At 69.6% G+C, this 21151-nt stretch carries 13 protein-coding genes; 10 read left to right on the top strand and 3 right to left on the bottom strand.

What is annotated here, in order from left to right; translation table 11 throughout:
- The first annotated feature begins 99 nt into the window (after positions 1–99).
- The 4 genes from G1C96_RS08605 to G1C96_RS08590 all read left to right on the top strand — a co-directional run bounded on the left by G1C96_RS08605 (position 100) and on the right by G1C96_RS08590 (position 5694).
- A complete protein-coding gene (locus G1C96_RS08605; protein WP_169276186.1) occupies positions 100–1128 on the top strand; it encodes a LacI family DNA-binding transcriptional regulator in 1029 nt (342 codons plus the stop codon).
- A 116-nt stretch (positions 1129–1244) separates the two neighbouring features.
- The gene (locus tag G1C96_RS08600; protein ID WP_169276185.1) at positions 1245–3152 is read left to right on the top strand and encodes a DUF2264 domain-containing protein; all 1908 of its coding nucleotides are present in this window, start codon (positions 1245–1247) and stop codon (positions 3150–3152) included.
- A gap of 215 nt (positions 3153–3367) precedes the next feature.
- A complete protein-coding gene (locus tag G1C96_RS08595) occupies positions 3368–4201 on the top strand; it encodes an ABC transporter ATP-binding protein (protein WP_169276184.1) in 834 nt (277 codons plus the stop codon).
- A complete protein-coding gene (locus tag G1C96_RS08590) occupies positions 4198–5694 on the top strand; it encodes an FtsX-like permease family protein (protein WP_169276183.1) in 1497 nt (498 codons plus the stop codon). The genes G1C96_RS08595 and G1C96_RS08590 overlap by 4 nt, the downstream gene beginning before the upstream one ends.
- Positions 5695–5772: 78 nt before the next feature.
- Here G1C96_RS08590 and G1C96_RS08585 read toward each other — a convergent pair whose 3' ends face one another.
- The gene (locus G1C96_RS08585; RefSeq protein WP_169276182.1) at positions 5773–6630 is read right to left on the bottom strand and encodes an AraC family transcriptional regulator; all 858 of its coding nucleotides are present in this window, start codon (positions 6628–6630) and stop codon (positions 5773–5775) included.
- 254 nt (positions 6631–6884) lie between these two features.
- Between G1C96_RS08585 and G1C96_RS08580 the strand changes: the two genes are divergently transcribed.
- Both G1C96_RS08580 and G1C96_RS08575 read left to right on the top strand, forming a co-directional pair.
- A complete protein-coding gene (locus tag G1C96_RS08580; RefSeq protein ID WP_169276181.1) occupies positions 6885–9659 on the top strand; it encodes a glycoside hydrolase family 2 protein in 2775 nt (924 codons plus the stop codon).
- 132 nt (positions 9660–9791) lie between these two features.
- Positions 9792–13151 (top strand): DUF5107 domain-containing protein, encoded by a 3360-nt coding sequence (locus tag G1C96_RS08575; RefSeq protein WP_169276180.1) that lies wholly within the window; start codon positions 9792–9794, stop codon positions 13149–13151.
- 92 nt (positions 13152–13243) lie between these two features.
- On the opposite strand, the gene G1C96_RS08570 is transcribed toward G1C96_RS08575, so the two are convergent.
- Positions 13244–14188 (bottom strand): AEC family transporter, encoded by a 945-nt coding sequence (locus G1C96_RS08570; RefSeq protein ID WP_169276179.1) that lies wholly within the window; start codon positions 14186–14188, stop codon positions 13244–13246.
- Between the two features lie 154 nt (positions 14189–14342).
- Here G1C96_RS08570 and dapE point away from each other — a divergent pair, with 154 nt between their 5' ends.
- The 4 genes from dapE (at position 14343) to rpmA (ending at position 19520) form a co-directional block, all read left to right on the top strand.
- A complete protein-coding gene (gene dapE / locus G1C96_RS08565) occupies positions 14343–15548 on the top strand; it encodes a succinyl-diaminopimelate desuccinylase (RefSeq protein WP_169276178.1) in 1206 nt (401 codons plus the stop codon).
- 301 nt (positions 15549–15849) lie between these two features.
- Complete coding sequence (locus G1C96_RS08560) at positions 15850–18723, top strand: Rne/Rng family ribonuclease (RefSeq protein ID WP_417852184.1); 2874 nt, start codon at positions 15850–15852, stop codon at positions 18721–18723.
- A 197-nt stretch (positions 18724–18920) separates the two neighbouring features.
- Positions 18921–19229 (top strand): 50S ribosomal protein L21, encoded by a 309-nt coding sequence (gene rplU / locus G1C96_RS08555; RefSeq protein ID WP_169276176.1) that lies wholly within the window; start codon positions 18921–18923, stop codon positions 19227–19229.
- A gap of 39 nt (positions 19230–19268) precedes the next feature.
- Positions 19269–19520, top strand: a complete 252-nt coding sequence (rpmA, locus tag G1C96_RS08550) for a 50S ribosomal protein L27 (protein ID WP_169276175.1) — start codon at positions 19269–19271, stop codon at positions 19518–19520.
- Positions 19521–19886: 366 nt separating this feature from the next.
- Here the strand turns inward: rpmA and G1C96_RS08545 are convergent, their stop codons facing one another.
- Positions 19887–20879 carry a CTP synthase gene (locus G1C96_RS08545; protein WP_205832110.1) on the bottom strand — a complete coding sequence of 331 codons (993 nt, stop codon included), beginning with the start codon at positions 20877–20879 and terminating at the stop codon, positions 19887–19889.
- Positions 20880–21151 lie beyond the last annotated feature (272 nt).

Genomic DNA, 21151 nt, shown 5'->3' with positions numbered 1-21151 from the left:
CGTCGATCCGAGCTCCCCTCCGGAAGGCGAAGGACGACGGGCCGATGTCCTCCCGCAGTCGCTGTGATACGGTGAACACACGACGCGGGAAGGACGGACATGGCGGCAGGTGACAAGGTGACGCTGCGTGACGTGGCCGCGGCGGCGGGCGTCTCGGTGGGGACCGTATCGAACTACCTGAACGGCCGCGCGCGGCTCGCCCCCGTCACCGCGGAGCGCGTGCGTCAGGCCGTGGCGCGGCTGGGGTACGTGAACGGCTCCTCGTCGCGCGGATCGTTCGGCGCGGGGCGCGCGACGACGCTGACGCTGGCGGTGACCAGTCTGGTGCAGCCGTACTTCGCGGAGCTGGCCGAGCACGTCATCGCGGCGGCGGACGAGCGCGGCTGCGGCGTGCTGGTGCAGTCCATCGGCGTCAACCGGTCGCGCATGACCCGCTGCGTGGAGGCGGTGGCGCGCGGATCCACGGACGGTCTCATCATCAGCCCCCTGCTCATGGGGGAGGGGGACGCCGCGCTGTTCGCGGGCGGCTACCCGCTGGTGGTGCTGGGCACGCAGCCGTTCGAGGCGCCGTGTCCCAACGTCACCGTGGACAACGTCCGGGCGGGCTACGACGCCACGATGCACATGATCCGCGCCGGCCGAACGCACATCGCGCTGGTGGGCGGCGAGCTCGGGCCGCTGCGTTCGTCGCGCAGCTGCCGTGCCGAGGGGTACCGCATGGCGCTCGCGGACGCGGGTCTGCCGTTCGACCGGCATCTGGTGCACGGCATCTACGACTGGAACAGTCTCGAGGGGGCGCGCGCCATGGACGTGCTGCTGGAGTACGATCCGGCGATCGACGCCGTGGTGGCGTGCGACGATCTGCTGGCGTTCGGCGTGATGCGGCGGCTGCGCGACCGCGGCATCGGCATTCCCGACGACGTGCGCGTGATCGGCATGGACGACATCGACCAGGGGCGCTATGCCGTGCCGACGCTGAGCACGGTGGATCTGGGCAAGCGCGTGGTGGCGGCACGCGCCGTGGATCTGCTGCTCGATCAGGTGCGCGACTGCCGGCGCGCTGAGGCGGGGCAGGTCACGGTGCGGCATTCCCTCGTGCTGCGCGATTCCTCGCCGGCGTTCGACTGATCGGCGGCCCTGCCGCGGACATGAGTGATCAAAACTGATCGAACTTGATTAAAATCAATAAAACATGATATGATGTGCCTGTCGTCCGACGAACACAACGAGGTAACGAGGTACACATGGCGATCAAACCGTTCAACGAGCAGCTGAAGACCAACCGTCTCAAGACCAAGGCCGAATGCGAGCAGGCGCTCGTGGACATGCTCGAGCCCGCGATGGAGCTCATGATCAAGGGCGGACGCTACGGCCGCTTCCGCATGTCCGACTCCGGCGCGGTCTACTCGCAGGACCGCACCTCCATCGAAGGCTTCTGCCGTCTGCTGTGGGGCCTCGGCCCGCTGTTCAGCAAGACGAACCGCCACAACATCAACCGCTTCGGCCACTGGTGGCAGTTCACCACCGAATCCATCATCCGCGGCACCACCCCAGGCGACCCGGACTACTGGGGCTCCCCGCTGCTCGACTACGACCAGCTCTTCGTGGAGATGGGCGCCATCACCGCGTTCCTCTACGAGACCGAGGACGACTTCTACGCCCAGCTCACCGACGAGCAGCAGACCAACATCCTCGACTGGCTCCAGCAGGTCAACGACCACGTGGTGCCCACCTGCAACTGGCTGCTCTTCCAGGCCATGGTGAACACGTGGCTCGTGGCCCACGGCCGCCCGGAATGCCAGAAGCAGATCGACGAGGACTTCGCCACCACCAACTCGCACTACCTCGGCCACGGCTGGTCGTACGACGGCTTCGTCGACCACATCGACAACTACATCCCGTTCGCCTACCAGTTCTTCACCCTCGTGCTCGTGGGACTCACCAAGGGCGACGACGAGCAGAGCAGGCTGCTGCGCGAGCGCGCCACCCCGTTCGTGGAGAGCTACGCCAACTGGTTCGCCGCCGACGGCGCCTGCCTGCCGTACGGCCGCAGCCTCGACTACCGCTTCGCGCAGGCCGCGTTCTGGGGCGCCGCCGCGTTCGCCGGCATCGAGCCGCCGGAGGGCTGGACGCTCGGCGACTACAAGCGCCTGCTCATGGGCAACCTGCGCTGGTGGTTCCAGCAGAATATGTTCCAGTCCGACGGCCTCATCCCGATCGGCTACGCCTACCCGAACATGAACATGGCCGAAGGCTACAACGGCCCGGCATCCGCCTACTGGGCGCTCAAGACGTTCATCTTCCTGTGCCTGCCCGACGACGATCCGTTCTGGTCCGTGCGCGAAAGCGAGGACTTCAAGTTCGAGCCGGTCAAGGTGCAGCCCGAGCCGCACATGATCGTCGAGCATTCGAAGACCGGCCAGGAAGTGCGCGCCTACGTGGCCGGCCAGCACAACTGGCAGCACGCCCACGGCGAAGCCAAGTACGAGAAGTTCGTCTACTCGTCCACGTTCGCGTTCTCGGTGCCCAAGGGCGGCGTCACGCTCGCGCAGGGCGCCTACGACTCGGCGCTCGCCGTGTCCGAAGGCGAGTACTTCTGGCGCACGATGTTCACCGACGAGAAGGAATGGGCGCTGCACGACGACTACGTGTACACGCTGTGGCAGCCGTGGGAGAACGTGAGCATCCAGAACTACGTGGTGCCGTTCATGCCGTGGCACGCCCGCGTGCACGTGATCGACACCGAGCGCACGCTGCATCTGGCCGAAGGCTCCTTCGCGCTGCCGGACTACGGCGAGACCGTGGAGGCCGCGGGCACCGCTGCCGGTGCCGACGCGCCGAAGAGCCTGTTCTACCGCACCGCCGAAGGCATCACCGGCCTCGTGGCGTCCGACGGCTTCGACGTGGATCTCTCCGTGCCCGAGCCGAACACCAACCTGCAGTTCCCCAAGACCCGCATCCCGCAGCAGACCCGCGTGATCGAGCCCGGCAAGTACGTGTTCGTCTCGCTGTACCTGGGCGACCGCGAGAACGAGAGCCTCGACGCGGACGGCCACGTGGTGCTGCCGACCGTCACGCTCGACGGCGACACGCTCACCGTCGAAGCCAACGGCCAGACCCGCACCGTGAAGTTCGCCGAGTTCAAGGCCTGACCGAGGTCTGATCGAGATCTGACTGAGTCCTGACGACCGCCGAAGCCCTGGAGCGCGCATGCTCGCGTGCGTCTCCGGGGCTCCGTCGTCTCTCGGGTCCGGCCCCGCGCCCGATCTGCGCCTAATCCCTGCGGATGAGGTCCGCGCCGCAGCCCGCCGCAAGTCATCCCGCCGCCCGATGGGGCGACGCGCCGGCGGTCCGTAGCCTCGGAGACATGAACGACATTCCGATCACAAGCTCCGCCTCCACGCCCCATACCGCTCCGTCCCGCGCCTCCGTTCGTCCGTCCCCGATCCTCGAAGGGCGCGACCTGACCATGGACTACATGGCCGACGCCGCCCGATCCGGCTCGGCGCACACGCCGGTCGGCGTCATGCCGCGCGGCACCGACCGGGGTTCCGCGCCGTACGTGCCGCACGCGCTGGCCCTGAACCACGTGGACTTCGCGCTCGCACAGGGCGAGAGCGTCGCGGTGATGGGACCATCCGGCTCCGGCAAGTCCACGCTGCTGCACGCGCTCGCCGGCATCATCACGCCCACCGGCGGCACCGTGACGTTCCGCGGCACGGACATCGCCGCGCTGCCGGACGCCGAACGCACCCGTCTGCGTCGCACCGCCTTCGGATTCGTGTTCCAGTCCGGTCAGCTGCTGCCGGAGCTGCCGGCCGTGGAGAACATCGCGCTGCCGCTGATGCTCGGCGGCATGGACTACCGCGCCGCCACCGACCAGGCCGTGCTGTGGCTGGAACGGCTCGGACTGCGCGCGCTCGCCGCACAGCGACCGGGGGAGATGAGCGGCGGACAGATGCAGCGCATCGCCATCGCCCGAGCGCTGTGCACGCGGCCGGCGGTAGTGTTCGCCGACGAGCCGACCGGCGCGCTCGACCAGGCCACCGGGCGCGAGGTCATGGGCATTCTCATGGACGCCGCGCGCGGCAGCGGCGCCGCGGTGGTCGTGGTGACGCACGACCCGTCAGTGGCCCGCTTCTGCTCGCGCACGGTGACGATGCGCGACGGACGCCTCGACGCGGACGGAGGCGCACGATGAGCACCTTCGCCCTGTGGCGCCTGTTCCACCGTCCCGGCACGCGCGGCGCGTCCGGCCGCACCTCGGCGCTGGCGGTGGTGGCCTTCGCCGCCGCGACCGGCATCTTCCTGACCGTGCTCGGCGGCGTGCACGGATTCGTCTGGCGCGCTTCCGCCGATCACACCGTCGCCTGCTTCCTGGATGCCCTCCGCTGCGCGCCCGGAGCGGACGCCGCGGCCTACTGGGCGCTGACGTTCCCGGATGCGCCGCTGGCGGACGGCGCCGCGTCGCCCGCGCGGAGCATGGCCGGCATGGCCGGCGGCTACGTGTTCCTGGCCATCATCGCCTGCCTGCTGCTCGTGGTGCCGTTCGTGGCGCTCGCCGGCTCCGCCGCGCGCCTGGCCGCATCCCGCCGCGACGCTCGACTGGCTGCGCTGCGTCTGGCAGGCGCCACGCGCGGGCAGGTGGTGCGTCTCACCGCGCTCGACGCCGCCGGACAGGCCGTGCTCGGCGCGCTCATCGGCATCCTGCTGTATCTGGCGCTTATGCCGGCGATCATGCTCCTCGACTTCCAGAATCTGCGGTTCACGTTCGAGCAGCTGTGGGTGGGACCCGCGGCTCTGGCCGGTACGGCGGCCGGCGTGGCCGTGCTCGCCCTCGCCTCCGCGCTGCTCACCCTGCGACGCGTGTCGATCACCCCGCTCGGCGTGGCGGCGCGCGCGTCCCGGCCCCTGCCCGCCGCGTGGCGCGCCGCGGCCTTCGCCGGCGTGACGGCGGCCGCGCTGATCGCGTTCAGGCTCCTGCCGCAGCTCAGGGAGCATCTGGGCGAGGCCGTGACGACCATGCTTGCGCTGGGCTTCCTGCTCCTGCCGTTCGCGCTGATGAACCTCGTGGGGTCGTGGGCCGTGGCTGCCCGGGCCCGCGCCCGCGCGCGCCGTCCGCGCGACGCCGCGACGATGATCGCCATGCGCCGCATTCTCGACGATCCCAAGCGCGCGTGGCGCAACGTGTCCGGCATCGCACTGGCCATGTTCATCGCCGGATTCACATCGATCGCCGGCTACATGAGCACGGCGGGCGGCGCCTCTGCCGGCGCTTCCGCAGCGGATCCGGGCATGATCCTCTCGCGTGACATCGGCACCGGCGGCTTGCTCACGCTGGCGTTCGCCGCGGTGCTGGCGGCCGTGTCCTCCGGCGTGATGCAGGCGGGATCCGTCTACGATCAGGCCGACGAATACCGCATGCTCATGCTCGAGGGCACGGACGCGGCCACGCTGAGCCGCGCGCGGTTCGCGGAGGTGCTGACCCCGCTCAACGTGGTGACGCTGCTCGCGGGTGGCTGCTCGATGCTGCTCATGCTGCCGCTGTTCGCGCAGTCGATGGGCGAGACGCGCACGCTGCTGGGATTCTTCGGCGGCATCGCGCTGTGCTACGCGCTCGTGGCCGTGGGCGCCTTCGCGGCGAACCGCGTGGCCGCGGGGATCGGCGGCGACCTGCGGCGCGCGGACGACTGATCGGACGACTGATCGGACGACTGAGCGGACGACTGAGCGGACGATCGCGCGATCGACGGACCGGCACGTCTCCCGTGCCTATCGGGCAGCGCTGCGGCGCCGGAACTCCATGGGGGAGACGCCGTTGCGGCGCTTGAAGGCCGCGCAGAAGGCGCTGGGATCGGTGAACCCGCATTCCTCGCACAGGCGCTTCAACGGCGCGTCCGAATGGGTGAGCATGTACTTCGCGGCGTGCATGCGCGCGTCCACGACGTACGCGTGCGGGGTGTATCCGGTCTCGCGCTTGAACACGCGGATGAAATGGTATTCGCTCATGAACGCCCGCGCGGCCAGCTCCTCGACGGGCAGCGGGTCGGCGAGATGCGCCGCGATGTAGGCGAGCACGTCCTCGACGGCGTGCGACTGGCGCTGCGCGGACGGCCCGCCGGCGGAGGCGGCCACGGCGAATTCCGTGAGCACGTCCGTGATGAGCTTGGACATGCGCGGCTCGCTGACGGGACCGGACTCGCGGAAGACATCGAAGATGCCCATCAGCCGGGTGATCGCGTAGCTCGGGTCCCGCAGCGGGAACACGTTGCCCAGCCGGTCGGCGATGAGATCGTAGTACGCCCGCGCGGTGGGGCCGTCGAAGTGCAGCCACAGCACCTCGCTGGGTTCGGTGCTGGCGTAGGAGTGGTGCCGGTAGCAGTCGAGCAGCACGAAGTCGCCGGCGCCGGCGTGGCGGGTGGCCCTGTCGGCGCGGACGTCGAAGCCGCCGGAGCGGATCGCCATCACGAGGAAGCTGTCGAACGAGCTGCGCTCCTGCCGGTATCCCGCCTCGTAGCGGAACAGTCCCGTGCGCAGCGGGTACAGGAACGTGCGCTGCGCCGTTCTGCTGGGCGTGTAGATGTAGAAGTCCGATCCTTCGTCGACGATCCCATGCTCGGCCGGCTTCATCGCGCCCTCCTTGGTCGAACGGTCACGGCATGGCAGAAATTCTATATCGCGATGCCCGTGCGACTCTGTTGCGGGGGTTCCCGGTCGTGGAAAAGCGCAATTCGTCACCATGCGCGCGCAATGGTTTGCCATGCCGGAACCGGACGTGTGCCGTAGAGTGGCGGGAGAGACCGCGGCGCCGGGACGACGAGGGCCGGTCCGCGGGACGACGGGACCATGCGGGAACCGCGAGCGAGGACCAAGGAGGGTTCGCCATGCTGATCGATCTGTGCGGGACGTGGGAGGCGACGATCGACGACGGCGTGCCGCGCCCGTTCGCGGTGCCGGGCACGCTGGACGGGAACGGCATCGGATATCCCGACCTGGTGCGCGAGGCGAAGGTGCGGACCGCGGACGACGACGGCAGCGCGCTCGTGCAGGGCGCGGCGGACGCCTTGGGAGACGCCGCGGCATGGGCCACGCGCCTCACCCGCCGGCATACGTACGAGGGAGCAGCCCGGTTCTCGCGCGACGTGGACGTGACCGGACGGATCCCGCGCGGGAGCCGCGTCTTCCTCGAGGTGGAGCGCGCCCGGTGCCTGAGCCTGACCGTCAACGGCGAGCCGATCGCCCACACGGCGCCCGGCACGCTGAGCACGCCGCACGTCTTCGAGGTGACGGGGCTGCTGGGCGGCACCCCCGGACGCGCCGACCGCATCGAACTGACGGGCGACAACTCCTATCCCGGTCTGCCGTACGAAGGCATCATGCGCTCCTCCGCCGCCACCGACGAGACGCAGACCAACTGGAACGGCCTGCTCGGCTACGTGCGGCTGCGCGTCGAACCGTCCGCGTTCGTGGACGCGGTGCGCGCCTACCCGCACGGCGACCGTCTGCGCGTGGTCGTCGCGCTGGACGCGGCCGAACCGGTGCGCGGAGCCGTCGTGCGCGTCGAATCCCCGGCCCTGGAACGTTCCGCGCGGCGTGTGACGGACCTCGGGCGGGGCGTCACCGAGATCACGTTCGACGCGCTGCCGCTGCGCGCCGACGCCGCGCGTTGGGACGAGGACGAAGGCAACCTGCACGGGCTTTCCGCGACGCTGGAGGCCGACGCGCTGCGCTCGCGCCGCACCGTGCGGTTCGGCATCCGCGACTTCGGCACCCGCGCCTCCGATGACGCCGCGCACGGCAGGCTCGCGCTCAACGGTCGCGCGTTCCTGCTGCGCGGCGAGGCCAACTGCGCGGTCTTCCCCGAGGACGGCCACGCCCCGATGGACAAGGCGTCGTGGACGCGCATCCTCGGCACGTACCGGTCCTACGGCGTCAACGTGATGCGCTTCCACTCCTGGTGTCCGCCGGACGCCGCGTTCGAGGCGGCGGACGAGATGGGCATGATGATGCAGCCGGAGCTCTCGCACTGGGACTACGGGGCCGCCTTCGAGGGCGACGACGCGTACGCCTACTACGCCGACGAGCTGCGGGCCGTGATCCTCGCGCTCGCCGACCATCCCTCGTTCGTGATGCTCACGCTCGGCAACGAGCTGGCCTGCGGCGAGCAGGGCCACGCGCGCATGGACACGCTGCTTGCCCTGGCGCGCGGGCTCGACGACACGCGCCTCTACGCCAACGGCTCGAACGTGCACTACGGGCATCGGGGCTGCGACGCGGCGAGCGACTTCCACACGTCCGCCAAGTACCGCGACGGCTGGCTGCGCGCCACGGGCTCGCCGATGGCCGGGCCGCTCAACGAACGCTACGCCGGTGCCGACGGCGACTACTCCGGGACGATGACGGACCTGCGCGGGACGTACGACCGGCCGGTGTTCGGCTTCGAGGTGGGACAGTACGAGGTGCTGCCGGACTTCGCGCAGATCGACGCGTTCCACGGCGTGACCGATCCGGGGAACTACCGGCTCATCCGCGACCGCGTGCGTGCCGCGGGACTCGACGGCGAACGGTGGCGGCGCCGCGTGGAGGCCACCGGCGAGCTGGCGCTCCGCTGCTACCGCGAGGAGGTGGAGGCGGTGATGCGCACGCCCTCCATGAGCGGGCTCTCGCTGCTGGGACTGCAGGACTTCCCGGGACAGGGCACCGCGCTGGTGGGCATGCTCGACGCGCATCTGCGCCCCAAGCCCTACGACTTCGCGCGCCCGGAACGCTTCCGCTCGTTCTTCCGCGACCGGCTGCCGCTCGCGCTGCTGCCGCGCTACACGTACGAGTCCGGCGACGTGCTGATGGCTCCGGTGCGGGTGGCCAACTACGGGCGGGGCGCGATCGAGGGGCCGGTGCGCGCCACGCTCGCCGGCGACGGCGTGCGGCTGGCGCGTACGCTGCCGTCCGTGTGCTGCCCGGCCGGCGCGCTCACGGACGCGGGCGAGCTGCGCATCCCGCTGGACGGCGTGGCCGCTCACGCGCCGCTGCGTCTCGACCTCGAGGTGACGGCGGGCGACGCGACGAACACGTACCCGATCTGGGTCTATCCGCGCACGGGCGGCGATGCGCCGGCCTGTCCGCCGAACGTGCACGAGACGCGGCGCCTCGACGCCGCCGCGCGCGAGACCCTGCGCGCCGGAGGCACGGTGTACCTCGCGCCGCCGTCCACCGCCGAGGCGCTGCCGCGGTCGATCCGATGCCAGTTCTCCACGGACTTCTGGTCCGTGGGCACGTTCCCCGCGCAGTCCGGCGCGATGGGGCAGCTCATCGACGCCGGACACCCCCTGTTCGCGCGGTTCCCCACCGCGTTCCACACGGACTGGCAGTGGTGGCCCATGGCCCGCCGCCGCGCCGCGATCCTGCCCGGGGATCCGGAGACGTTCGGCTCCATCGTCACCGAACTGGACAGCTACGCGTTCCTCAGGCCCATGACCCAGCTCATGGAGTGCCGGTGCGGCGGCGGACGTCTGCTGTTCTCCACGTTCGGCCTGCAGGATCTCACGGCGTATCCCGAGGCCCGCGCGCTGCAGGCCGCGATATACGCGCACCTCGCGGACCCGACGTTCGTGCCGGAGCGCGAGGCGGACCCGGACGCGATCGCCGTGCTGGTCCGCTGAGCGGGGCGGACGCGGCGGCCGAAGCGCAGTTTTTCGCTATCGGACGGCAGGAAACCCGCCGAAAACCGCGCGGAACGCCCATATCCTGAAGACAGACACACACCATCGTCACGTTCAGCAAAGGAGCAGGACATGAACGACGTCACCATCCGGGACACCACGATCACCATCCCCACCTACGAGATCGGCGAGGCGGACCGGAACCCCGAGTTCATCGACGGACGCGTCTACCAGGGCAGCTCCGGGCGTGTCTACCCGTACCCGGTCGTCGAGACCATCGGCGACGAGAGACGCGACAGGACATACCGGGCCGTGATCCTCGAGAACGAGTACCTCGAGGTGACCGTGCTGCCCGAGCTCGGCGGACGCATCCAGTACGCGAGGGACAAGACCAACGGCTACGACTTCGTCTACCGCAACGACGTGATCAAGCCCGCGCTCGTGGGACTCACCGGCCCGTGGATCTCCGGCGGCATCGAGTTTAACTGGCCGCAGCACCACCGTCCCACCACCTTCCTGCCGGTCGACTGCACGATCGAGGAGCTGGAGGACGGCGGCCGGGCCGTGCTGTGCCATGACACCGACCAGATGTACGGCACGCAGGCGGTCACCAGGATCGCGCTGCGCCCGGGCAGGGCGGTCATCGAGATCACCGCCGAACTGTACAACGGCACCCCGCTGCCGCAGACCTTCCTGTGGTGGGCCAACCCCGCGGTCCCGGTCAACGAGCACACCAAGACCGTGATGCCGCCGGACGTGACGGCCGTCATGGACCACGGCAAACGCGACGTGTCCCGCTACCCGATCGCCACCGGCGTCTACTACAAGCACGACTACGCCGAGGGCGTGGACATCGGACGCTACAAGAACGTGCCGGTGCCCACCAGCTTCATGGCCGCGCACTCCGACTACGACTTCGTGGGCGGCTACGACTTCGGCGTGGGCGCGGGCATCCTGCACGTGGCCGACCACCACGTCGCGCCCGGCAAGAAGCAGTGGACGTGGGGCAACGGCGACTTCGGACGCGCATGGGACCGCAACCTCACCGACGCCAACGGCCCGTACGTGGAGCTCATGACCGGCGCCTTCACCGACAACCAGCCCGACTTCACGTGGCTCAAGCCCTACGAGGGCAAGACCTTCACCCAGTACTTCATGCCGTACAAGGGCGTGGGGCTCGTCAAGAACGCCACCGTGGACGCGGCCGTGAACCTGGAGATCGGCCCCGAGGACGCGTTCGACGCCGCCGGCGAGACCGAGGGCGTCGAGGCGCAGGGGCTCGCCGCCGGGCAGGGCCGCGTGACCGCGTACGCCACGCGCGCGTTCGGACGCGCCACCGTTGCCGTCACCGCCAAGGACGGCACGGTGCTGTACTCCCATACCGGCGCGCTGGGGCCGGACGACGTCGTCAGGGCCGAGTTCGGGACCGGGGGCATCCCCGCCGAGGAGATCACCGTCACCGTGGCCGACGCCGACGGCAGGGTCCTCGTCGCCTATGCGCCGCAGCCGAAGCATGCCGCTAGGCTGCCCGAACCCGCCAAGGCCATCGGGGCTCCCGAAGACATCCGCACCAACGAGGAGCTGCTGCTCGCCGGCCTGCACCTCGAGCAGTACCGCCACGCCACGCGCCGGCCGGACCCGTACTACCTCGAGGGGCTGAAGCGCGACCCCGGCGACGCGCGCATCAACGACGCGTACGGCCGCCTGCTGCTGCGCCGCGGCGACTTCGCCGGTGCCGAGACCCGATTCCGCAAAGCCATCGAACGCCTGACCCTGCACAACGCGCAGCCGTACGACGCCGAGGCGCACTACGACCTCGGCCTCGCGCTGCTGTACCGGGGCGGACGAGACGACGAGGCGTTCGACGTCCTCTTCAAGGCCACCTGGGACGACGCGCAGAAGGAACGCGCCTTCTTCCTCATGGCCGCCATCGCCGCCCGCCGAGGCGACTTCGCCGACGCCCTGGAATACGCGGACGCCGCGCTGACACGCAACGCCGCGAACGTCAAGGCCCGCGCGCTGAGGGCCTACGTGCTGCGCCGGCTGGGACGCGACGCGGACGCCACCGAGGCCCGCGAGGCGAACCTCGCCGCGGACCGCTTCGACTTCGTCTCCGGCCACGAGCGCGTGATCGCCGGCGGCGACCCGACGGAGCTCCGGACGCTCATGCGCGGCTTCCACGAGAACCACCTGCAGACCGCCCGCGACTACGCCCTGTTCGGCGCCTACGACGAGGCGCTGCAGGTGCTCGCCGAAGCCGACCGGACCAAGCCGATGGTGCGCTACTGCGAGGGCCTCTACCTCGCGCTGCTGGGACGCGACGCCGAGGCGCGCGCGGCGTTCGAGGCCGCCGAGGCCGCCCCGTCCGACTACTGCTTCCCGAACAAGCTCGAGGACATCGCGCCGCTCGAGGCCGCGATCGACGCCGTGAACGGCGCGAAGGCCGCGTACTACCTCGGCTGCCTGTACTACGACAAGGGACTCGCCGACCGAGCCATCGCGCTGTGGGAGCGGTCGTGCGACCTCGACCCGGGCTTCCCGACCGTGCACCGCAACCTCGCGCTCGCCTACTACAACAAGCGCGGCGACGCGGCCGCCGCACGGACCGAGATCGAGGAGGCCTACCGGCTGGACCCGTCCGACGCGCGCGTGTTCCTGGAGACGGACCAGCTGCACCGCAGGATCGGCTGGACCCACGCGCGCCGCCTCGCCGAATTCGAGCGGCACCCCGACGTGGTGGCCTCGCGCGACGACCTGACCGTCGAATACCTGACCGTGCTCAACATGACCGGGCACCACGCGAAGGCCTACGAGATCATGAGGCGGCGCCGCTTCCACCCGTGGGAGGGCGGCGAAGGCAAGGTCACCGGGCAGTGGCGCATCGCGCTCACCCTGCTCGCCGAGGACGCCATGGAGTCCGGCGACCCGGAGCGCGCTCGGGAGCTGCTCACGCAGGCGCTGACCTACCCCGAGAACCTCGGCGAAGGCAAGCTCGAAGGGCAGAAGGACAACGACCTGCACTACCGGCTGGGCGTCGTGGCGAGGTGTCTCGGCGACGAGGAGACCGCCCGCGCCGAGTTCCGCCGGGCGACGATCGGCCCCGACGAGGTGAAGGGCGCGATGTACTACAACGACCAGCCCGCCGAGATGATCCTCTTCCAGGGGCTCGCGCGCGCGGCGCTGGGCGAGCGCGCCGCCGCCAACGCGCGCTTCCACCGCCTGCTCGACTACGGCGAGCAGCACCTCGACGACCGCGTCGAAGTCGATTACTTCGCCGTCTCGCTGCCCGATTTCCTCGTCTTCGACAACGACTACACGAGGATGAACCGCGTCCACTGCCTGTATCTGATGGCGCTGGGCGACATCGGCATCGGACGGCGGAAGGAGGCGGAGGAGCATCTGCGCCGGGCGCTCGAGCTCGACCCGAGCCACGTCCAGGCGAACCTGTTCGCCCGCCGGCTTGCCGATCTCAGCTCAGCAGGGCTGCGATGACCGTGATGCTGAGCTGTGAGGCGGGTGGTCCTGTGGACCGCCCGTAGGCGATGGGAGCCGCCTTGCGGCGGCGACGGTTCATCGCGTCGTTGTCAGCTCAGCAGAGCTGCGATGATCGCGATAAACACCGGGCTGGTCATCGTGCTCATCAGGATGCCGTCGCGCGCGAACGTGAGGCCCACGTTGTAGCGCGCCGCGTAGTTGTACACGTTCTGCCCGGTGGGCAGGGCGGCCAGCACCACGCAGCCGTACAGCTCGGCGCCGCGGAAGCCCATCACGAAGTAGCTCAGCAGGAAGGCGACGATCGGCATGACGATGTTCTTGAGCACCGCCACGGTGAAGATGGCCGGCCGGTCGCCCTTCTCCTGCAGCGGCTTGGTGCCGCGCAGCGACATGCCGAACGCCATGAGGATCATCGGCACGGCGGAGTCGCCGATCATGTCGATCGGGTCGTAGATGAAGTCCGGCACCACGAAGAAGCCCGCATGCGCGCTGATCGCGCTGATCGCGATGCCGCCGAGCGAGCCGATGAGCAGCGGCTGGTGCAGCGGCTGCCTGGCGATCTCCTTCAGGGACACCTTGCCCTTGGTGGTCACGTCCAGCACCGTCAGGCCGATCGGCGTGAACAGCGCCTGCTGCATCACGAGGATCGGCGCCACGAGCGCCGGATTGCCCAGGATGTAGGTGGCCACCGGCAGGCCGATGTTGTTCGAGTTGAGGTACAGCGAGTTGAGCGCGCCGATCGTCGCATCCGGCGCCTTCATGTGGAAGAACGACGCGTTGAGCGCGAGGAACAGCGCGCCCACGATCGCCGCCGAGAGGAAGGCCACGAGCAGGCTCGGGTGGAAGATGTCGCCCAGCGGCTGCTTGGCGAGGATCGCGAACATCAGGCACGGGCTGGAGACGAAGAAGCTGAAGCGGTTGAGCACCATCTGCGCGCTCGGGCCTCCGATGCGCATGCGCGCCGCCACGTATCCGGTGGCGATGACGATGCCGATGACGCAGAACCCCTCCATCGCGTTCAACAGACCGGGCATGACGAAGCCTCTTCTCTTCCCTCGGAAACGGATTGCCGACGATGATCGATCGCGCCGCGGGACGGACGGCCCCGGGCCATCCCCAGTGTGGCACACATCCCCGCCATGCGAACGTTCGTCTCACAACGTAGGCACGGATTGTACGATTGGTGCCATGAACGAAGCGAAGCACATCACCATCTCCCTGGACCCCGCCGCCCCGCGCAAGGCCGCGCTGAGCGCACTGCTGGAGCAGATCATGGCCGCGTACTCGGTGAGCGACGACGAAGGCCCGCTGACCGACGCCGTGGAGCGGTTCCTGTCCGGGTTCCCGCATCTGACGGTGCGCCGCCACGGCGACACGGTGGTGGCGTCCACGTCCCTGGGGCGCGAGCGGCGCGTGATCCTGGCCGGTCATCTGGACACCGTGCCGGTGATCGACAACTTCCCGCCGCGCTGGCTCGAGCCCGGCGACCCGCTGATCCGCCCGGAGATCGCGCGCGAGCACCCGTCCGAGCGCGTGATGTGGGGCCGCGGCGCCACCGACATGAAGCCCGCCGACGCGGTGATGCTCTACCTCGCCGCCACGCTGACCGCCCCGCGCGTGGACCTCACCTACGTGTTCTACGACCATGAGGAGGTCGCCGCCGAGCAGAACGGCCTGCGCAAGGTGGCCGAATCGCATCCCGACTGGATCCGGGGCGACTTCGCGATCATCGGCGAGCCGACGAGCTGCGGCATCGAGGGCGGCTGCAACGGCACGATCCGCTTCGACGTGGTCACACACGGCGTGGCCGCGCACTCGGCGCGCGCGTGGATGGGGGAGAACGCCATCCACAAGGCCGCGGACATCCTCAACCGCCTCAACGCCTACGAGCCTGCCGACGTGCCGGTGGACGGCCTGACGTACCGCGAGGGACTCAACGCCACGCTGATCTCCGGCGGCAAGGGCACCAACGTCATCCCCGACGAATGCCGCGTGCACGTGAACTATCGCTTCGCCCCGGACAAGACGCTGGCCGAGGCCAAGGCGCTGATGATGGGCGCCGACGCCGGCGCCGAGCTGGGCAACGGCGAGCACGTGGCCACCGGCGGCGTGTTCGAGGGCTACGGCATCGAGATGAGGGACGAGTCCCCGGCCGCGCGCCCCGGCATGGACGCGCCGTTCGCGCGGCGGCTGGCCGCCCTGGTGCGCGAGCGCACGGGCCGTGAGCCGATGGCCAAGCTGGGCTGGACCGACGTGGCGCGCTTCTCGCAGCTGGGCGTCCCCGCCGTGAACCTGGGCGCCGGCGATCCGCTGCTGGCGCACAAGCACGACGAGCAGATGCCCGAAAGCCAGCTGGAGCTGCTCGCCGGGATCCTCGTCGACGCGCTCGCGTGACCGGCGGGTGGCCGGCGGGTTACGCCCGGGTGGTCATGTCGTGACGGAAAGTGTGTCATACTGGACGATGGCGGTTCTGCATGCCGCCGAGTGAAGCGAAGGCGTCGATCCCCTTGCGCATGGAAGCAGCCCTCTAGGTCGCTGCGCGCGCAAGCGCCGGTGTCCGCCGTCGCCACAGAGAAGCTTTTTCGAGGGAGTCTCGGACGGTGCGCCATGAAGCGCGGCCACGGTGAGAGCGTGGCGTGAGAACCGGACGTGATCCAGGACCAGCGACGCGATGCAGCGCGCCGTGAGGAGCATTGTGCCCAGAGTGAATCAGGACGGTTTCGACGCGCGCGAAGCCGATGCAAACGCAACCCATTCTTCCGAAGCCCCGGCCACGTCCGCGGACCGGACCGCCGCGTCCCCGACGCCCCAGACGTCCGCGTCCGGCCAGGACGCGAGCCCCGCGCCCCGTCGCCGCCGCTCCGGACGCCGCGTGGTGCGTGTGGCCGGCGCCGCCGGCGCCGCGCTGCCCGTGCACGTCGAGGAGCCGCAGTTCGAGGAGCCGTCGCTGCCCGGACGCACCCGTCGCGCCGCGTCCCGCGACCTGACGGACGACACTGACGACCGCAGCCGCCACGAGCGCGCGCTCGAGGCGGTGGGCGAGCTGTCGTTCATCCGCGCCGCCGGCTCCGCCGACGCCGCCCCGGCCGTCTCTCCCCGCCGCGCGACGCGCCCGATGACCTCCCTCCTGTTCCAGGAGCCGGTGATCCCGTCCCGTTCCGCCGCCAAGCCGGCCGCCGCCGCGGACGACGACTCCGATCCGGCCGACGAGGATCGTCCCGAGACCGCCACGCGCCGTCGCCGTCGCCGCACGTCGAGGATCGACGACGACTTCGGCATCGAGCTGCCCGAGCCGCGCGACGTGCGCTCCCGCGCCAAGGCGCAGGCCGCTTCGGACGACGACTCCGAGGACGCCGAGCCGCATCACGACGACCGCGACGACTCCGCCGCACGCGATGACCGTCCGCGTCGCCGCCGCACGCGCTCCCGCGCCGCGGACGCCGACCATGCCTCCGATGACTCCGCGTCACAGGCCTCCGCCGCCGATTCCGCGGCCTCCGACGATTCCTCCGCGAAGGCCTCCCGCGCCCCGATCGACGAGGACTACGATCCGGACCGCGACACCCGTCGCTCCCGTCGCTCCCGCAGGCTCAACGCCCAGGAGCGTCGCGCCGCCGCCGAGGTGGAGCAGATCGAGCAGGACCTCGAATACGACGACATCACCTACGCCCCGATCGACGTGGACGACGCCGCGGCCAAGGACGCCGACGCCGCGGACGCCGACCGCGCCTCCGACGACGCCGATGCGGCCGAGACCACCACGCGCCGTCGCCGTCGCCGCCGCTCCGGGCATGACGCCGAGGCCGAGGGCGAGGATCGTTCCGAGCGCTCCCGCCGCACCGAGCGCCAGGACCGCGAGGACGACGACGAGGAGGAGACCACCACGCGTCGCCGTCGCCGTCGCCGCTCCTCCCGCGCCGCCGAGGAGGAGGACGACGCGCCGCTCGTGCGCCGCTCCCGCAAGCAGCAGTACATCGACGAGATCACCGACATCGAGGGCTCCACGCGCCTCGAGGCCAAGAAGCAGCGCCGCCGCGACAACCGCCGCGAACGCTCCCGCCAGTCGCAGCTCATGGAGCAGGACTTCCTGGCGCGCCGCGAACACGTGAACCGCCTCATGGTGGTGCGCGAGCGCGAGCACCACACGCAGATCTCCGTGATCGAGGACAACGTGCTCGTGGAGCACTACGTGTCCGACATCCAGGAGGTCGCCACCGTGGGCAACATCTACCTGGGCCGCGTGCAGAACGTGCTGCCCAGCATGGAGGCCGCGTTCGTGGACATCGGCCAGGCCCGCAACGGCGTGCTGTACGCCGGCGAGGTCAACTGGGACGCCACGCGCCTGGACGGCCAGCCGCGCCGCATCGAGCTGGCGTTCAAGTCCGGCGACCCGGTGCTGGTGCAGGTCACCAAGGACCCGATCGGCCACAAGGGCGCGCGCCTGACCTCGCAGGTCACGCTCGCCGGCCGCTTCCTGGTGCTCGTGCCCTCCGGAGGCATGACCGGCGTGAGCCGCAAGCTCTCCGAGCGCGAGCGCAGCAGGCTCAAGACCATCGTCTCCAAGATCGCCCCCAAGGACATGGGCGTGATCATCCGCACGGCCGCCGAGGGCGCCTCCGAGGAGGCCATCACCAAGGATCTCGAGAACTTGGTGAGGCAGTGGGAGCGCATCAACGCCAAGCGCGAGGAGTACTGGCACGGCAAGCGTCCCAAGCTGCTGCAGGGCGAGCCCGACGTGGCGATCCGCGTGGTGCGCGACATCTTCAACGACGACTTCACCAAGCTCATCGTGGAGGGCGACCACGTCTACGCGCGCATCGAGGAGTATCTCGACACCATGGCGCCGGACCTCAAGGACAAGCTGGAGAAGTGGGATCCGGCCGACCACGAGGGCAAGGACGTGTTCGACAAGTGGCAGATCGACGGCCAGCTGCGCAAGGGCATGGAGCGTCAGGTCTACCTGCCCTCCGGCGGCTCGCTGGTGATCGACCGCACCGAGGCCATGACCACGATCGACGTGAACACCGGCCGGTTCATCGGCAAGGGCAAGTCGCTCGAGGAGACGGTGACGCGCTGCAACCTCGAGGCCGCGGAGGAGATCGCCCGCCAGCTGCGCCTGCGCGACATCGGCGGCATGGTCATGATCGACTTCGTCGACATGGTGATGCCGGCGAACCGCGACCTGGTGCTGCGCCGACTGGTGGAGTGCCTGGCGCGCGACCGCACCAAGCATCAGGTGGCGGAGGTCACCTCGCTGGGCCTGGTGCAGATGACCCGCAAGCGCGTGGGACAGGGGCTCGTGGAGGCGTTCTCCGAGGAGTGCCCCACCTGCAAGGGCCGCGGCTTCATCCTGCACGACGAGCCGACGGTGTCCGCGTCCTATGACGACCCGTACGCGCTCAAGGGCGGCGATCCGTTCATCAAGACGAACAAGCACGGCCGCGGCACCGCGGCGCCCAAGGAGCCGGCTCCCGCGCAGCCGCAGGGCTCCAGCGCCGACGTCAAGGCCAAGCTCGCGCAGATCGCGGCCGCGGCCGTGGCGGCGAACCGCGCCGACGACGCCGAGTGAGCGGGGCGACCGCGGAACGCCTGCGGGCATGTGCGCGGGAACGCGCGCGAACGTGACGAATCCGGGCGTGTCGTCTTGACACGCCCACGCATTCGGTTTGACGCGAACGCCGGGTGTGGTGTAAATTTGCTTGTTGGTGTCTGCCGCAGGCTCGGTGCGTCAGGCAAGAAGCTTTCCAAATGAATAAAGGATAGGTTATGTACGCGATTGTGAAGGCCGGTGGCCATCAGGAGAAGGTCGAGGTCGGTGACGTGATCTCCGTCAACCGTCTCGAGGCGAAGAACGGCGAGACCGTGGAGTTCCCGGTCGCCCTCGTGGTGGATGGCGCCAAGGTGACGCTCGCCGCCGCCGATCTGGCCAAGATCTCCGTCAAGGCCGAGGTCGTTGACGACGAGGCCAAGGGCCCGAAGATCAACATCCAGAAGTACAAGAACAAGACCGGCGTTGCCCGTCGCAAGGGCCATCGTCAGCCGCTGACCACCGTCAAGATCACGGCCATCGCCTGATCGCCCCGGTAGAAGCGCAAGGATCGAAAGGAACCAGTCATGGCACACAAGAAGGGCGCGTCCAGCTCTCGCAACGGTCGCGATTCGAAGCCTCAGTACCTCGGCGTCAAGAAGTTCGGCGGCGAGGCCGTGGTGGCCGGCAACATCATCGTTCGCCAGCGTGGCACCAACTTCCACCCGGGCCAGAACGTGGGTCTGGGCAAGGACCACACCCTGTTCGCCCTGTCCGACGGCACCGTGAAGTTCGGTGTCCGCCACGACCGCAAGGTCGTCGACGTCATCGCCGCCTGAGTGGCGTAGCGTCTGGGCCGTATCAGGCTTTTCGAGGGCCGCGTCCGCAGTGATTCCGCTGCGGACGCGGCCCTTTCGCATGTCTGGGTCCGCTTTGTCCTGCCTGCACGCTGGTCCGGACCTGCTTGTTCGGCTGGTCCGGCTTGCTTGGGTCATCCGTTTGTTCGGCTTGCCTGGATCATCCGTTTGTCCGGCATGTCTGCTTGTTACGCATGTCTGCTGGTCCGGCTTGTTCGCGTGTCCGGGCCGAACGCTGCTGAAGAATGCCGTGAATTACGGGCTCAAAAGGACGAAATCCCGGATTCCATGCGCCAAACCCCCGCATTCCCGTCCGTTTGATACTCGGAATTCCGGATTTCGTCCATTTCAGCCCGCAAAGTTGGCGGGAAGCAGGGCCTGCTGCCCGATATGCGGCACCCCGGCCTCCTCGAGCCGCCGACCGATCCGCCAGGGCCGGTCCAGCTCGGAGTGATACATGCGCACCACGCGCACGCCCTGCCGCTCCAGACAGCGCTGCCGGTCGCGTTCCTCATCCACCACGCCGCGGATCGTCAGTCCGCCGGTCATCGCCGGATCCACGTACTTGCGCGTGCCGTCCAGTTCCCCGGCCACCCGTCCGCCGTCTTCGCGCACCCACAGGAAGTCCGTCCGATGCGTGCGCCGCGGATCGTCCAGACACGGGAACGTCGTCTGCAGATCCTGCGGCGGGTATCCGAGATCGGTCAGTACCGCCCGCGCCTCCGATTCGCCGCCGTTCTCGCTGCGCCCGTCCGCCAGAGAGAACGCCCGTTCCACCGCCGCACGGTTGCGCGTGTATTTGACGGCTCCCGGATATCCGAGCATCTGCTCCCGGCCGATCAGCCCCATGCGCAGGGCCGAGTCGAGCGGCCCGAGGGCGTAGCGCAGCGGGTGACGCGCGGCGCAGTCGAACAGCGTGCGCAGGACGTCGGTGACCGTCACGCCGTCCGCCGTGGCGATGGTCTCCGGGTAGGCGATGGGCTGGTGGACGAGCCGGTCGGTGTTGCGGTAGTGCGCGCCGGGTCTGGCGACGATGCAGATGGGCGATGCCAGACGATAGGAACAGTCCAGGCCAAGCATGATCGCCGCGGTGGGGCCGCAGAACACCCAGTCGGGATGCCGCAGCGCCAGGGCCCGCACGATGTGACGGGTGCGTTCGAGGGGATCGAGCGCGTTCCAGTATGCGGCGCGGGCGTACAGGCCTCGATGGGGACGTACGAGGTCGCCGGTCTTCACGCGGCGCGCGATGGCCTTCACCGCGGCCTCGTCGTTCGGGAAGGCGCACCGATGCGCCTGTTCGGCGGCGGCGAACAGCAGGTTCAAGGCGTGATGACTGTCCATGCGACAAGCTTAGTCGGGAGAGTGGTGCGATGCGGACCCGTCAGCCGAGGGCGGACGGTGCCGGCTCGATCCGGGCTTCGTGCGGCCGGTCGTATTGGATTTGACGGGCTGAAATGGACGAAATCCGGAATTCCGAGTATCAAACGGACGGGAATGCGGGGGTTTGGCGCTTGGAATTCCGGATTTCGTCCATTTCAGCCCGCAAAGTTACGGGGAAGGGAGGATGAGGGTGTGGGGCGGGCGGTCGCGGCCGACGGGGGCATGGAGGTGAC

Source organism: Bifidobacterium moraviense, assembly GCF_012932365.1.
GTDB lineage: Bacteria > Actinomycetota > Actinomycetes > Actinomycetales > Bifidobacteriaceae > Bifidobacterium > Bifidobacterium moraviense.
The sequence above is the reverse complement of the archived record's forward strand: the minus strand, read 5'-3'. Positions and strand labels throughout refer to the sequence as shown.